Annotated in this window: 13 protein-coding genes; 2 read left to right on the top strand and 11 right to left on the bottom strand. The window is 61.9% G+C overall.

The features are described from left to right. Window positions 1-152 precede the first annotated feature (152 nt). On the top strand, window positions 153-1,151 hold the full coding sequence (locus DENOEST_RS10135; protein ID WP_211357691.1) for a zinc-dependent alcohol dehydrogenase family protein: 999 nt from the start codon (window positions 153-155) through the stop codon (window positions 1,149-1,151). A gap of 10 nt (window positions 1,152-1,161) precedes the next feature. On the opposite strand, the gene zapE is transcribed toward DENOEST_RS10135, so the two are convergent. The 11 genes from zapE to DENOEST_RS10190 form a co-directional block, all read right to left on the bottom strand. Continuing rightward, window positions 1,162-2,238 (bottom strand): cell division protein ZapE, encoded by a 1,077-nt coding sequence (gene zapE, locus DENOEST_RS10140; RefSeq protein ID WP_145770854.1) that lies wholly within the window; start codon window positions 2,236-2,238, stop codon window positions 1,162-1,164. A gap of 78 nt (window positions 2,239-2,316) precedes the next feature. Beyond that, a complete protein-coding gene (gene lpdA, locus DENOEST_RS10145; RefSeq protein WP_145770855.1) occupies window positions 2,317-3,753 on the bottom strand; it encodes a dihydrolipoyl dehydrogenase in 1,437 nt (478 codons plus the stop codon). Between the two features lie 18 nt (window positions 3,754-3,771). Beyond that, window positions 3,772-5,010, bottom strand: a complete 1,239-nt coding sequence (odhB, locus tag DENOEST_RS10150; protein WP_145770856.1) for a 2-oxoglutarate dehydrogenase complex dihydrolipoyllysine-residue succinyltransferase — start codon at window positions 5,008-5,010, stop codon at window positions 3,772-3,774. A 160-nt stretch (window positions 5,011-5,170) separates the two neighbouring features. Next, on the bottom strand, window positions 5,171-8,020 hold the full coding sequence (locus DENOEST_RS10155; protein WP_145770948.1) for a 2-oxoglutarate dehydrogenase E1 component: 2,850 nt from the start codon (window positions 8,018-8,020) through the stop codon (window positions 5,171-5,173). A gap of 94 nt (window positions 8,021-8,114) precedes the next feature. Beyond that, entirely contained in the window at window positions 8,115-9,404 is a 1,290-nt protein-coding gene (gene gltA, locus DENOEST_RS10160; protein WP_145770857.1) for a citrate synthase, read from the bottom strand. Between the two features lie 48 nt (window positions 9,405-9,452). Further along, window positions 9,453-9,701: an FAD assembly factor SdhE gene (locus DENOEST_RS10165; protein ID WP_197970582.1), complete on the bottom strand. Its 249-nt coding sequence runs from the start codon at window positions 9,699-9,701 to the stop codon at window positions 9,453-9,455. A gap of 20 nt (window positions 9,702-9,721) precedes the next feature. Continuing rightward, window positions 9,722-10,432, bottom strand: coding sequence for a succinate dehydrogenase iron-sulfur subunit (locus DENOEST_RS10170; protein ID WP_145770858.1), 711 nt, complete (start codon window positions 10,430-10,432; stop codon window positions 9,722-9,724). Window positions 10,433-10,445: 13 nt separating this feature from the next. Then, window positions 10,446-12,218, bottom strand: a complete 1,773-nt coding sequence (sdhA, locus tag DENOEST_RS10175; protein ID WP_145770859.1) for a succinate dehydrogenase flavoprotein subunit — start codon at window positions 12,216-12,218, stop codon at window positions 10,446-10,448. 2 nt (window positions 12,219-12,220) lie between these two features. Beyond that, complete coding sequence (gene sdhD / locus DENOEST_RS10180; protein ID WP_145770860.1) at window positions 12,221-12,571, bottom strand: succinate dehydrogenase, hydrophobic membrane anchor protein; 351 nt, start codon at window positions 12,569-12,571, stop codon at window positions 12,221-12,223. Window position 12,572: 1 nt separating this feature from the next. Beyond that, window positions 12,573-12,968, bottom strand: a complete 396-nt coding sequence (gene sdhC, locus DENOEST_RS10185; RefSeq protein WP_145770861.1) for a succinate dehydrogenase, cytochrome b556 subunit — start codon at window positions 12,966-12,968, stop codon at window positions 12,573-12,575. A gap of 88 nt (window positions 12,969-13,056) precedes the next feature. Continuing rightward, the gene (locus DENOEST_RS10190; RefSeq protein WP_145770950.1) at window positions 13,057-13,785 is read right to left on the bottom strand and encodes a GntR family transcriptional regulator; all 729 of its coding nucleotides are present in this window, start codon (window positions 13,783-13,785) and stop codon (window positions 13,057-13,059) included. Between the two features lie 237 nt (window positions 13,786-14,022). On the opposite strand from DENOEST_RS10190, the gene DENOEST_RS10195 reads away from it, so the two are divergent. Continuing rightward, window positions 14,023-15,012, top strand: a complete 990-nt coding sequence (locus DENOEST_RS10195; protein ID WP_145770862.1) for a malate dehydrogenase — start codon at window positions 14,023-14,025, stop codon at window positions 15,010-15,012. Window positions 15,013-15,026: the final 14 nt, after the last annotated feature.

Genomic DNA, 15,026 nt, shown 5'->3' on the forward strand with positions numbered 1-15,026 from the left:
TCCCCTCCGAAGAAGGTGAGCGTGATTTGATTCTAACTGAGGCCTTGCGAAAAAAGTCCACAGAAAAAAGTATCCGTCGCCAGGCTTGACGGGGTGCCGGGGCCAGCGAATATTGATGGAGTGCAAGAGACTGCCTCATGAAGGAGTTGGTGATGTTCCCCACGAATTTTCTGGCCATGACTCAACAACGCCCCCATGCCCCCCTTGAGGCACAAAGCCGCCCCATGCTCCGGGCGGCATCCCATCAGGTGCTGCTACGGGTCGAGGCCTGCGGTGTATGCCGCACCGATATCCATCTGGCCGATGGTGAGCTGCCCCAGGCCCGCTACCCGGTCGTGCCCGGCCATGAGATCGTCGGCCGCGTCGCGGCCCTGGGCGACGGGGTCACGACCTTTGCCCCCGGCCAGCGCGTCGGCGTACCCTGGCTGGGCTGGACCTGTGGCCGATGCGAGTTCTGCCGTCACGACCGGGAGAACCTCTGCACCGAGGCACGCTTCACCGGCTGCCAGATCGACGGAGGCTATGCCGAATTCTGTCTGGCCGACGAGCGCTACTGCTTTCCCCTGGATGAAACCGCTGATGCGGCATTGCTGGCTCCCCTGCTCTGCGCCGGCCTGATTGGCTATCGAGCACTGTCCATGGCCGGCGACGCCCGGCACATCGGGCTATATGGCTTCGGGGCCGCAGCTCATATTGTCTGCCAAGTAGCCCGCTGGCAGGGGCGGGAGGTCTATGCCTTCACTAAAGAAGATGATCACGCCAGCCAGGCCTTTGCCCTGGGCCTCGGCGCCACCTGGGCCGGCGGTTCTATGCAGGCGCCGCCCCGGCCTCTGGATGCAGCCCTGATCTTCGCCGCCGTGGGCTCCCTGGTACCGGCGGCCCTGGCAACGCTGAGAAAGGGCGGTCGGGTAGTCTGCGCCGGTATCCACATGAGCGACATCCCCGCTTTTCCCTACGAATTGCTCTGGGGGGAACGCAGTCTCTGCTCGGTGGCCAACCTGACCCGCCAGGACGGCCTGGATTTCCTGGCTCTGGCTCCCCAGGTGCCCGTGCGCACGGAAGTGACCCGTTTCCCCCTCGTCCGGGCTGTCGAGGCCCAAACCCGACTGCGGCGCAGCGAGCTCCAGGGGGCGGCAGTGCTGATCCCCTGAACGGGGCTGATCAATCGGTACGGTGGGCTTCGGCAAGGTACTCCCGGGAGCGCATTTCCACCAGGCGGCTGACGGTGCGTTTGAATTCCTCGGCCTGGGGGCCTTCCAGGTAAAGCTGTTCCGGTTCCACCGCCGCGCTGACGATGAACTTGACCCGATGATCATAGAGCACGTCCACCAGCCAGGTGAAGCGCCGGGCTTCTGAGGCCTGCTCGCGGCTCAGCCTGGGCATGTTGGACAGCATCAGGGTATGGTGTTCCCGAGCCAGTTCCAGGTAGTCGTTCTGGGAGCGGGCACCGCCGCAGAGCACGTCGAAATCGAACCAGATCACGCCATCGGCACGGCGCCGCACCGGCACGCTGCGTTCCAGGATGTCGATGGGGATCCGCTGCCCCTCGCTGCCGGCAATCTCGCGAAAATCCCCCGCCATCCTGGCTTCGGCTTCGACATCGGCGGGCACCAGAAAGGTCTCGATGCGCTCCAGGGTACGTAGCCGGTAATCGATGCCTCCATCCACCTCCAGCACATCGAGCTGCTGCTTGAGCAGGGCGATGGTGGGCAGGAACAACTGTCGTTGCAGACCGTTGGGGTACAAGCCGTCGGGGGGATAGTTGGAGGTGGTGACCACCACCACGCCCTGTTCCAGCAGGCTGGAAACCAGCCGGCCCAGGATCATGGCATCGGCGATGTCCGACACATGGAACTCGTCGAAACAGAGCAACCGCACCTGACGGGCGATCTCCGCCGCCACCCGCATCAGGGGGTCCGACTCCTTTCTGTGACGCTTCAGGGCCTCATGCACTTCATGCATGAAGGCGTGGAAATGCACCCGGCGCTTGCGCCGATAGGGCACGGCCTCATAGAAGGCGTCCATCAGGAAGCTCTTGCCCCGGCCCACACCGCCCCAGAAATACAGGCCCCGGGGAGGCGTGGCGCGGGAGATCAGCTTCTTGAAGCTGTTGCTGCGGGCCTGCTTGAAATTCAGCAGCCGCCGATGAAGATCGTTCAGCCGTTCTGCCGCAGCCTGCTGGGCCGGGTCGGGGATGATGCCCCGCTCGGCGCATATTTTATGAAATGCTTTCAACATGGAAAAACCTGAAGCTTTCAGACCGGGGAACGGCAACGCCACCCTGCGGTGCCCACGCTCCCCGGAGGGGAACCGCTGCTAGAAATGCAGGGGACGCTTGTCCACCGCCAGGGCCGCCTCGTGCATCACCTCGGACAGGGTCGGGTGGGCATGGCAGATGCGGGCCAGGTCTTCGCTGGAAGCACCGAATTCGACGGCCACCACGGCCTCGGCGATCAGCTCGGAGGCGTTGTTACCAATCACATGGACGCCCAGGATGCGGTCGGTCCTGGCGCAGGCCAGCACCTTGACGAAGCCAGTGGTATCGCCCTGACCCAGGGCACGACCATTGGCGGCAAAAGGAATCTGGCCGGCCCGGTATTCGACGCCTTCGTTCGTCAACTGTTCCTCGGTCTTGCCCACCCAGGCGATTTCCGGATGGGTGTACATGACCCAGGGAATGGCGTCGTAATTGACATGGCCGGCCTGACCGACGATGCGCTCGGCCACCATGACGCCCTCCTCCATGCCCTTGTGGGCCAGCATCGGTCCCCGCACCACATCGCCCACGGCCCAGACATTGGGCAGGTTGGTCTGGCAATGATCATTCACCTCGATGCGGCCCCGCTCGTCGATCTTCAGGCCCACGTTGTCGGCCCCCAGATTGTCGGTATTGGGTACGCGACCAACGGAAACGATCAGGCGGTCACATTGGAGGGTACGGGCTTCGTCTGCGGTTTCATAGGCGACAGTGACGCCCTTCTTGTCCACGGTCACCTTGCCGATTCTGGCGCCCAACTGGATGTCGAGGCCCTGCTTGCGGGTGAACACCTTCCAAGCTTCCTTGGCCACGGCCTGGTCGGCGGCGGCGAGGAAATCCGGCAGTGCTTCCAGAATGGTGACCTCGGAACCCAGGCGTTTCCAGACGGACCCCAGTTCCAGGCCAATCACCCCGGCACCGATCACCCCCAAACGCTTGGGCACGGCATCAAAGGACAGTGCCCCGGCGTTGTCACAAATGATCTTGTTATCCACCGGGATGCCGTCCAGATGACGGGGCTTGGAGCCGGTGGCGACGATCACATGTTTGGCCTCCACGATCTCGCTGCCGTCCTTGCCGGCCACTTCGATCTGCCACAGATCGTTCTCCTGACCAACAAAGCGGCCATGGCCCGACAGCAGGGTGACCTTGTTCTTCTTGAACAGGCCCTTGATGCCCTGGGTCAACTGGCCGACGATGTTGTCCTTGCGCCGGACCATGGTGGCCACGTCCATCTTCACCCCTTCGGTGGAGATGCCGTGCATGACGAAGGAGTGGTTGGCCTGATCAAAGAGTTCGGAAGACTGGAGCAATGCCTTGGAGGGCACGCAGCCCACGTTGAGGCAGGTGCCGCCGAGGCGAACCTCGCCCTTGGGATCGGCGTAGGACTCGGACTCCACACAGGCGGCGGACAGGCCCAGCTGGGCGGCGCGGATCGCGGCTACATAGCCGCCAGGGCCAGCGCCGATAACGACCACTTCGAATTGTTTAGACATGTCGGATTCCTAGTTCGATTACAAATCCAGCAGCAGGCGCGCCGGGTCTTCCAGGGCGTCCTTCATGGCCACCAGGCCCAGCACGGCTTCGCGGCCGTCGATGATGCGGTGATCGTAGGACATGGCCAGGTAGTTCATGGGGCGGATCACGATCTGGCCGTTCTCCACCACGGCCCGGTCCTTGGTGGCGTGGATGCCCAGGATCGCCGACTGGGGCGGGTTGATGATGGGGGTGGACAGCATGGAGCCGAAGACGCCGCCGTTGGAAATGGAGAAGGTGCCGCCGGTCATGTCCTCCAGGGAGAGCTTGCCATCCTTGGCCTTTTGGCCGAACTCGGCGATCTTCTGCTCGATCTGGGCCAGGCTCATCTGGTCGGCATTGCGCAGGATGGGCACCACCAGGCCCCGAGGACTGCCCACGGCGATGCCGATGTCGAAGTAGCCGTGATAGACAACGTCATTGCCGTCCACCGAGGCGTTCAGCACCGGGAACTTCTTCAGGGCGGCGACGGCGGCCTTGACGAAGAAGGACATGAAGCCCAGCTTGACCCCGTGTTCCTTCTCGAACTTGTCCTTGTACTTGTTGCGCAGGTCCATCACCGGCGCCATGTTGACCTCGTTGAAGGTGGTCAGAATGGCGTTCTGGGCCTGGGACTGGAGCAGACGCTCGGCCACCCGTGCGCGCAGGCGGCTCATGGGCACCCGCTGCTCGGGACGGTCGGCCAGGATGTTCTCCACATTCACCGCAGTGGGCTGGGCCAGGGCCGGCCGGGCCGGCGCGCTTGCCATGGGAGCGGCAACCGGTGCGGGAGGAGCGGCGGGCCGGGCGGTTCCCGTCACGTCTTCCTTGAGGATGCGCCCTCCCCGACCAGTGCCAGTCACATCGGCGGCGCCGAGGCCCTTTTCCTCCATCAGCTTGCGGGCAGCGGGCATCACCTGGGGCGCGGCGGCAACAGGCGCAGCGGGAGCAACGGCAGCCGGCTTGGCTGCCGGCGCGGGAGCTGCAGCCCCGGCCTGGGCTTCGGTATCGATGCGGGCGATCACCTCGCCGGAAACCACGGAGGCGCCATCGGCCTTGATGATCTCCACCAGCACACCGGTGCCAGGGGCTGGCAGTTCGAGCACCACCTTGTCGGTTTCGATGTCGATCAGGTTTTCGTCACGGGCGACGGCCTCACCGGCCTTCTTGTGCCAACTGACCAGGGTCGCTTCGGCGACCGACTCGGACAACTGCGGAACTTTGACTTCGATCAGCATGATAGATCTCTCGTTCTGTAGGGGTTAACGTGAAAAAGCATCAACGGAGCCGGGGGTAACCGTCGAGCGTAGCGAACCGATGGGTAGCCCCGCCCTGGGGCGGGGATGGGGGTGGGGGGCGTTCAATTTGCCTTCGCGCATTTTCGGGCGACCATGCGCGTTAGACGGGCGACTTGAGGGCGCCAAACGCGCCTTCGATGACAGCCTTCTGTTGGGCGTTGTGTTTGGCGTAATAGCCCACGGCGGGGGAAGCGGAAGCCGGTCGCGCCACCAGGAACAGTTCCTGGCCAGGGCGCTCCACATGGCGTACCAGGTGGTTGCGGGAGGCAAACCAGTACCACATGCCCTGATTGCGAGGCTCCTCCTGGACCCAGACCACTTCCTTGGCCTTGGGATACTTGGCGATCTCCGCCGCCAGTGCCTCGGTGGGGAAGGGATAGAGCTGTTCCAGGCGCAGGATCACGGTATTCCTGATGTTCTGCTCGCGACGGTGGGCCAGCAGCTCGTAGTAGAGCTTGCCGGCGCAGACCAGCACACGGGTCACCTTCTTCGGGTCCATCTCGTCGGTCTCGCCGATCACCGTCTGGAACTGGCCCAGGGCCAGTTCCTCCAGGGAGGAGACGGCATCCTTGTGGCGCAGCAGGGACTTGGGCGTGATGATCACCAGGGGCTTCCGAAGCTTGCGCAACATCTGGCGCCGCAGCAGGTGATAGATCTGGGCCGGGGTGGAGGGAATCGCCACCTGCCAGTTTTGCTCGGCGCAAAGCTGCATGTAGCGCTCGATGCGGGCCGAGGAATGCTCCGGTCCCTGGCCTTCGTAGCCGTGGGGCAGCATCATGGTGAGGCCGGAGAGCCGGCCCCATTTGGCTTCGCCGGAGGCGATGAACTGGTCGAATACCACCTGGGCGCCATTGGCGAAGTCGCCGAACTGGGCTTCCCAGACCACCAGCTCGTTGGGCTCCGTCGTGGAGTAGCCGTATTCAAAGGCCAGCACCGCTTCCTCCGACAGCACGGAATCGATCACGACAAAGGGGGCCTGCTTGGCATCGATATGCTGGAGGGGCACGTAGTTGCCGGCATCCCAACGCTCCCGGTTCTGGTCGTGGAGCACTGCGTGGCGGTGGAAGAAGGTGCCCCGGCCACAATCCTCGCCGGAGATCCGTACGCCGTAACCCTGCCGCACCAGGGTGGCATAGGCCAGGTTTTCCCCCATCCCCCAGTCGAGAGGCAGTTTGCCTTCGCCCATCTGGCGTCTGTCGTCGATGATTTTCTGGACCCGGGAGTGCAGCGTGAAATCGGCGGGAACCGTGGTGAGGGCCGTCGCCAGACGCTTCAGGTCGGCCATGGGCACCTGGGTATTGCACTCGTCGGTGTATTTCTGTCCGACAAAGGGCGTCCAGTCGGTGGCGAATTCCCGCACATGGTTGGCCAGCACCGGGTTGTAGAGCAGCTCGCCCCGGTCCAGGGCGGCCCGGTAGTCCTTGATGATCTGCTCCGGCTCCTCGGCGCCGCAGACACCCTGGGCCACCAGCCGGTCGGCATAGACGCGGCGGGTGCCGGGATGGGCCTGCACCTTCTTGTACATCAGGGGTTGGGTCACCATGGGTTCGTCCTGCTCGTTGTGGCCCAGCTTGCGGAAACAGACCAGGTCGATCACCACGTCCTTCTTGAATTCCTGGCGGAATTCCATGGCGATCTGGGTCACCAGGGCCACCGCCTCCGGATCGTCTCCGTTCACATGGAAGATGGGCGCCTCGATCATCTTGAAGATGTCGGTGCAATAAAGGGAAGAACGATAATCCCTGGGATCGGAGGTGGTGAAGCCAATCTGGTTGTTGACCACGACATGGACCGAGCCGCCGGTGCCATAGCCCCGGGTGCTGGAGAAGTTGAGCATCTCCTGATTGACGCCCTGCCCCGCCACCGCCGCGTCACCATGCAGCAGCACGGCCAGGACCTGATTGCCCGCCTCGTCCTTGCGCCGACGCTGACGGGAATAGACCGAACCGGTCACCACTGGATTGACGATCTCCAGGTGGGAGGGGTTGAAGGCCAGGGTCAGGTGTACCGGTCCGCCCGGCGTGGCCACATCGGAGGAGAAGCCCATGTGATACTTGACGTCGCCGGCAGTCAGGTCCGCGGCGTGCTTGCCCTCGAATTCGGAGAACAGCATTGCGGGCGCCTTGCCCAGGGTGTTGACCAGCATATTGAGACGGCCCCGGTGGGCCATGCCGATCACGATTTCCTGCACCCCATGGGTGCCGGCGGTGCGGATCAGTTGATCCATGGCGACGATGGTGGATTCCCCACCTTCCAGGGAGAAGCGTTTCTGGCCGACGTAGCGGGTGTGCAGATAACGTTCCAGGGTTTCCGCAGCAGTCAGGCGCTCCAGGAAGCGCTTGCGTTCCTCGGCGCTATAGCGGGGGGTGGACCGCAGGGGCTCCAGTTTGGCCTGGATCCAGCGCTTCTGGGTCACGTCGCTCATGTACATGTACTCGGCGCCTACGGTGCCGCAATAGGTCTGACGGGCGGCCTCCAGAATCTCGCGCAGGGTTGCCTGCTCGCTGCCGGTGGCCGTGGCGAAGGAGCCGGTCTTGAAGGTCTGGCCCAGGTCGGCCTCGGTGAAGCCGTAGAAGGACGGCTCCAGTTCGGCCACCTGGGGACGCTCGGCTCGCTTCAGGGGATCCAGTTGCGCCCAGCGGTTGCCCAGGAAGCGGTAGGCATTGATCAGTTGCAATACCTTGACCTGCTTGTCGCTGGATTCGGAGGCCCGGGCCGAAGACTGTAGCGTGCCATCCTTGGCCCGCTGGGCGAAGGATGCGACGATGGGCGCATGGGCCACGTCGGGGCCGGTATAGTTGCCGGCCCCCGGCAGGGTGGACAGCTTGTCGAAGTAGTCGCGCCAGGCGGGGTCGACGGCGGCCGGGTTGGCCAGGTAGGTTTCGTAGAGCTCCTCGATGAAAGGCGCGTTGGTGCCGAAAAGATACGAGTTGGAGAGCATCTGCTTCATCATGTATTCACCTTGATGGGGTGATAGGAATTCCTGCGGTAAAAAAACAGGGGCAGTTGCCTGCCCCCTGTTTTATCGATTTTTTTATTTTTTATTATCTTTTTGTGATTGGCGGAACGTCTCGTCGCGCCGCGCCGATATACAACTGGCGCGGTCGACCAATCTTGTATTCCGGATCGGTGACCATCTCCTCCCACTGGGTCATCCAGCCCACGGTGCGGGCCAGGGCAAAGATGCAGGTGAACATGGAGGTGGGGATGCCCAGGGCTCGCTGCACGATGCCGGAGTAGAAGTCCACATTGGGGTAGAGCTTCTTCTGCACGAAGTAGTCGTCTTCCAGGGCGATCTTTTCCAGTTCCTTGGCCAGCTTGAACAGGCGATCGTTCTCCAGGCCCAGTTCGCCCAGAACCTCGGCGCAGACCTTGCCCATCAGCTTGGCGCGGGGGTCGAAGTTCTTATAGACGCGGTGCCCGAAGCCCATCAGCTTGAAGCTGTCGTTCTTGTCCTTGGCACGCTTGATGTACTCGCCGACACGGGACACGTCACCAATTTCCTCCAGCATGGTCAGGCAGGCCTCGTTGGCGCCACCGTGGGATGGGCCCCACAGGCAGGCAATGCCGGCGGCAATGCAAGCGAAGGGATTGGCACCGGAGGAGCCCGCCAGACGCACCGTGGAGGTGGAGGCATTCTGCTCATGATCGGCGTGCAGGGTGAAGATCACGTCCAGGGCACGCACCAGCACCGGGTTCGGCTTGTATTCCTCGCAGGGAGTACCGAACATCATATGCATGAAATTGGCGGTGTAATCCAGGTCGTTGCGGGGATACATGAAGGGCTGGCCCATGGAGTACTTGTAGGCCATGGCCACGATGGTCGGAATCTTGGCGACGATGCGATTGAAGCTGATGCTGCGATGCTCGGCATCCGAGGTGTCCATCGCATCATGGTAGAAGGCCGACAGGGCGCCCACCACGCCCACCATGACGGCCATGGGATGAGCGTCGCGACGAAAGCCCTGGAAGAACTTCACCAACTGTTCATGCACCATCGTGTGGTTCTTGATGGTGTTCTCGAAATCTGACTTCTGGGCAGCGTTGGGCAGCTCGCCATTCTTCAGCAGATAGGTGACTTCGAGGAAGTTGCAGTTCTCGGCCAGTTGCTCGATGGGGTAGCCACGATAGAGCAGTTCGCCCTTGTCGCCATCGATGAAGGTGATCCTGGACTGGCAACTCGAGGTGGAAAGAAAGCCCGAGTCGTAGGTAAACATGCCGGTCTTGCCACCCAGCGAACGAATGTCGATCACATCGTTGCCATGGGTGCCGGACATCACCGGGTATTCCGATGTATTGCCATCGACAGTCAGGGTTGCGGTGCGTTGCGTCATTTTGAGTATCCCTATAGTTCAACCATCTATCCAGGCCGTTGGCTTGCGTCAAACCTGACGCAGGCGCTCGACCATCTGTTTCAGTTCCAAGTCATTGGTGTCGGCACGACCGCTCACCAGTTCCCACAGATCATGATCTTCCAGTACCAGCAGCCGGGTCAGGGCCGCCTCTGTCCTTTCGTCCAGGTCGTCACCCACCTGTTGCCAGAATCGCTGGAAAACCAGATCCAGTTCCAGCAGAGCGCGCCGACAGTGCCAGCGTAATCGGCCCAGCCGTGCGCTCCTGTCCTGATTCACTATGTTTTCCACGCCCGTCGTCAGATTGCGCGCCGAACCATCATGTCCTTGATCTTGCCGATGGCCTTGGTGGGGTTCAAGCCCTTGGGGCAGACATCGACACAGTTCATGATGCTGTGGCAGCGGAACAGGCGATACGGGTCATTCAGGTTGTCCAGACGCTCGTTGGTGGCCTGATCCCGTGTATCGGCGATGAAGCGATAAGCCGCCAGTAGGCCGGCGGGACCGACGAACTTGTCCGGATTCCACCAGAAGGAGGGGCAGGATGTCGAACAGCAGGCGCAAAGGATGCACTCGTAGAGTCCGTTCAACTCCTCCCGGTCCTCGGGGGACTGGAGCCGCTCCCGTTCCGGAGGCGGATCGTTGTTGATCAGGTAGGGCTTGATCGAGTGGTACTGTTTGAAAAACTGGGTCATGTCCACGATCAGGTCGCGCACCACGGGCAGGCCGGGCAGCGGACGCAGCACGATGGGCTGCTTCAGGGAGTCGATGTCCTGGAGACAGGCCAGACCGTTCTTGCCATTGATGTTCATGGCGTCGGAGCCGCAGACACCCTCACGGCAGGAGCGGCGGAAGGACAGGGAGTCGTCCTTGGCCTTGAGCTTGACCATGGCATCCAGCAGCTTCTTGTCCGTGGAGTCGCACTCGACGGAAATGTCCTGCATGTAGGGCTTGGCGTCCCTGTCCGGATCGTAGCGGTAAATCCTGAATTGAATGGTACGAGTCGTCATCGCTAAGTTCCTCTCAGTAAGCCCGCTTCTTCAGCTCGATGGTATCCACGGACAGCGGCTTCATCTTCACGGCCTTGTACTCGAGACGGTTGCCGTCCCGGTGCCACAGGGTGTGCTTGAGCCAGTTCTTGTCATCACGACCGTCGGGAGTCTCGGCGGTATCGAGAGCATCGTCACGCACATGGGCGCCGCGGGATTCCTTGCGGGCCTCGGCGGAAATCATGGTGGCCTTGGCCACTTCGATCTGGTTGTCCAGTTCCAATGCCTCGATGCGGGCCATGTTGAATATCTTGGACTTGTCCTTGATCTCGGTCCTGGCCACGTCGTCAGCCACCTTAAGGATTTCCGTGACACCGGCCTTGAGCAGGTCGCTGAAGCGGAACACGCCGGCATGTTTCTGCATGGTTCGTTGCATGGTCAGCCGTGTCTCATGGACGTTGGCCCCGCCCTTCTGGTTGTTGAGGCGATCCAGACGAGCCATGGTCTTGTCGATGGAAGCGGTATGGAGGGGCTTGTGTGCCCGGCCCTTTTGCAGATCCTCCACCGCAGTTTCACCGGCAGACTTGCCGAACACCAGCAGGTCCAGCAGGGAGTTGGTACCCAGCCGATTGGCACCGTGCACCGAGGCGCAGGCGCATTCGCCGGCAGCGTAGAAGCCATTCACCACCTGATCGGTGCCCAGCACCACCTGGCCATGATAGTTAGTGGGAATGCCCCCCATCTGGTAGTGGCAGGTGGGCACCACGGGCAGGGGCTCCTTGATGCAATCCACGCTGGCGAACTGGAGACCGATCTCGCGGATACCGGGCAGCCGCTTCATGATGGTGGCCGGGTCCAGGTGGGTGATGTCGAGCAGCACGAAGTCCTTGTTGGGGCCACAGCCTCGGCCTTCGTTGATTTCGGTCACCATGGCGCGGGACACCACATCGCGGGAAGCCAGATCCTTGGCGTTTGGCGCGTAGCGCTCCATGAAGCGCTCGCCACTGCTGTTGCGCAGGATGCCGCCTTCGCCGCGCACTCCTTCGGTGATCAGCACACCGGCACCGGCCACGCCGGTGGGATGGAACTGCCAGAACTCCATGTCTTCCAGGGGGATGCCGGCGCGAGCCGCCATGCCCAGGCCGTCGCCGGTGTTGATGAAGGCGTTGGTGGAGGAATGGAAGATGCGACCGGCGCCGCCGGTGGCGAAGATCGTGGCGCGGGCATGGAAGGCAACGACTTCACCGGTTTCCATGTCCATGGCGGTCACGCCCTGGACATCACCTTCGTCGTCGCGGATCAGGTCCAGAGCCTGCCACTCGACGAAGAACTGGGTATTGGCCTTGACGTTGCGCTGATACATGGCATGCAGCATGGCGTGACCAGTACGGTCGGCGGCGGCGCAGGAACGACGCACCGGCTTCTCGCCGAAGTTCGACATGTGACCGCCGAAGGGGCGCTGATAAATCTTGCCATTGTCCAGGCGGTCGAAGGGCATGCCGTAGTGTTCCAGCTCTACCACCACTTCGTTGGCCTTGCGGCACATGAATTCAATGGCATCCTGGTCGCCGAGCCAGTCCGAGCCCTTGACCGTGTCGTACATGTGCCAGTGCCAGTGATCCTCCTCGGAGTTGCCCAGGGATGCGGCGACGCCGCCCTGAGCCGCCACCGTATGGGAACGGGTAGGGAATACCTTGGAAAGAACGGCCGTCTTCAAGCCGGCTTCGGACAATTGGATCGCCGCCCGCAGGCCGGCGCCGCCGGCGCCCACGATCACAGCATCAAATTTTCGTACGGTATAAGTCACTCTCACAGCCTCCACAGAATCTGCACACCCCAGACGGCGTAGCCGGCCAGGACCAGGATGGTCAACACATGCAGCGTCAGGCGTAGCGCGGCGCACTTGACGTAATCCATCCAAAGGTCACGCACACCGATCCAGGCGTGGTAGCAGAGGGAAATCACGAACAGCGGCGTGATGAAGCGCATGTAGCCGTTGCTCATGAAGGCATGCCAGCTTTCCGAGGATTCGGCGACGCCGCAAAACAGCAGGGCCACGGCAAGAACCAGGGTATAGACGGCCATGACCACGGCGGTGATGCGCTGGGCCAGCCAGTCCTTGAGCCCGTAGTGGGCACCGACAACGATACGGGATTGCATCTCAGAACACCCCCAGAAATTTCATGGCAACAAGGGCGGTGAGGCCCAGGCTCACCACCAGCACAGCCTTGGCCGAGGCCCGGGACGGCGCCTTATCGACACCCACATGAACATCCATCAGCAGGAAACGGATGCCGGCGCAGAAGTGATGGATATAGGCCCAGCACAGGCCAAACAGCACCAGTTTGACCAGCAGGTTGCCGGTGACCTGTTTGAAGGTCAGGATATTCTCGGCGGACCCCAGGGAAAGCTGGAGCAGGCAAAGCAGGAAGGGCAAGGCCAGGAACAGACCGGCACCGCTGACTCGATGCAGAATCGAGACGATGCCGGGAATCGGCAAACGAATCTCCCATAGCGTCAAGAATTTCGGACGCTGCTTTATTGTGATTTCTGGCATATCGCTCGTTCTCCCAAAACATGCAGCCCCAATGGCGCCGCAACTTCAAAAAAGGGGTTGATTATATCGCCTCGACCCTGCCGTCTGTTCAGCCTAACTCGTTGAGATAGTAGTGCTCGGCTGTGGAGTAAAGGCCCCGCCGCCATTCCACCGGGCGGTCGCCGTAGGTAAAGCTGACCCGCTCCACCGATAACAGCGGGCTGCCATCATCCACACCGAGCAGTTCAGCGCTGTTGCGATCCGCCGCCACGGCACGAATGCGCTCCTCGGCGCGAATCATGCGCACGCCAAAACGAGTTTCAAACAAGCTGTAGAGGGAGCCCTGCCAGTCCTTTAACACTTCCAGGGACAGGCCGGAAAAAATTTCGCCGGGCAAGTAGATTTCATCGACCACCACGGGCCGGTTCGAAAATTGGAGCAATCGCCGCACGATGATGATGGCGTCGCCCAGCTTGAGTTGCAGTACCCGCGCCGCTTCCGTACCTGCCTTGGCACGCCAGCACTCCAGGGGCCTGGAAGTGGATTGTTCGACGCCCCCGGCAAGGGGCACCAGACGCAGAAAACGGAAAAAGGCACGGGGGTCGGCATGACTGGCCACGAAAGTACCCTTCCCCTGCTTGCGGATCAGCAGGTTTTCAGCGGCCATCTCATCAATAGCCTTGCGTACCGTCCCCTGACTCACATTGAATCGGATCGCCAGATCGGATTCGCTGGGAATAGCCTCCCCCGGCCGCCATTCTCCTGATTCCAGACCTTGCAGAATCAAGCTCTTGATTTGGCGGTAGAGAGGGCTAAAAGTGGGGGACTCCGCGACCATGGCGCGCATTCGATCATAAAATCCTCCAGATGTCCATCATCTGATTTGTGTCTTATATAAGATATATTATAGCAATTGACACACCACAAGATTCCAGGCTAGCATTCCAGCGTGTCCGGTTCGAGACGGCGGGCTCAAGGCAGCATGTGGCATACCCATTTGCTCCCGCCTCCGGTTCAGGCATGCCGCTGACGCCCCCCCATTCAACACTTTTTGCTTCGTCTAGGAGTTCGCAAAATGGCCAAAGCCCCCGTTCGAGTCGCAGTGACCGGCGCTGCCGGACAAATCGGTTATGCCCTGCTTTTCCGTATCGCCAGCGGTGAAATGCTCGGCAAGGATCAGCCGGTCATCCTGCAAATGCTGGAACTGCCCATGGAAAAGGCCCAACAGGCCCTGAAGGGCGTGATGATGGAACTGGAAGACTGCGCCTTCCCGCTCCTGGCCGGCATGGTCGGTACCGACGATCCCCGCGTGGCCTTCAAGGATGCCGACTACGCCCTGCTGGTGGGTGCACGTCCCCGTGGCCCAGGCATGGAACGCAAGGACCTGCTGATGGAAAACGCCAAGATCTTCATCGAGCAGGGCAAGGCTCTGAACGACGTGGCCGCCCGCAACATCAAGGTGCTGGTAGTGGGCAACCCCGCCAACACCAACGCCTACATCGCCATGAAGTCGGCGCCCAGCCTGCCCAAGGAAAACTTCACCGCCATGCTGCGCCTGGACCACAACCGTGCCCTGTCGCAACTGGCCACCAAGACCGGCAAGCCGGTGGACAGCATCGAGAAGATGGTCGTCTGGGGCAACCACTCCCCCACCATGTATCCCGACTACCGCTTCACCACCATCGCCGGCCAGGCCGCCCCGGCCCTGGTGAATGACGAAGCCTGGTACAAGAACGAATACATTCCCAAGGTGGGCAAGCGCGGTGCCGCCATCATCGAGGCCCGAGGCCTGTCCTCCGCCGCCTCCGCCGCCAATGCCGCCATCGACCACATGCGCGACTGGGCCCTGGGCACCAATGGCAAGTGGGTGACCATGGGGATTCCCTCCGACGGTTCCTACGGCATCCCCCAGGACGTGATCTATGGCGTGCCCGTCACCTGCGCCAATGGCAAGTACGAGCGGATCACCGGCCTGGAGATCGACGCCTTCTCCCGGGAGAAGATGGACTTCACCCTGAACGAGCTGAAGGAAGAGCAGGACGGCGTCAAGGCCCTGCTGGGCTAATGCCGGTCGGCGGG

This window comes from Denitratisoma oestradiolicum, from assembly GCF_902813185.1.
Lineage (GTDB): Bacteria > Pseudomonadota > Gammaproteobacteria > Burkholderiales > Rhodocyclaceae > Denitratisoma > Denitratisoma oestradiolicum.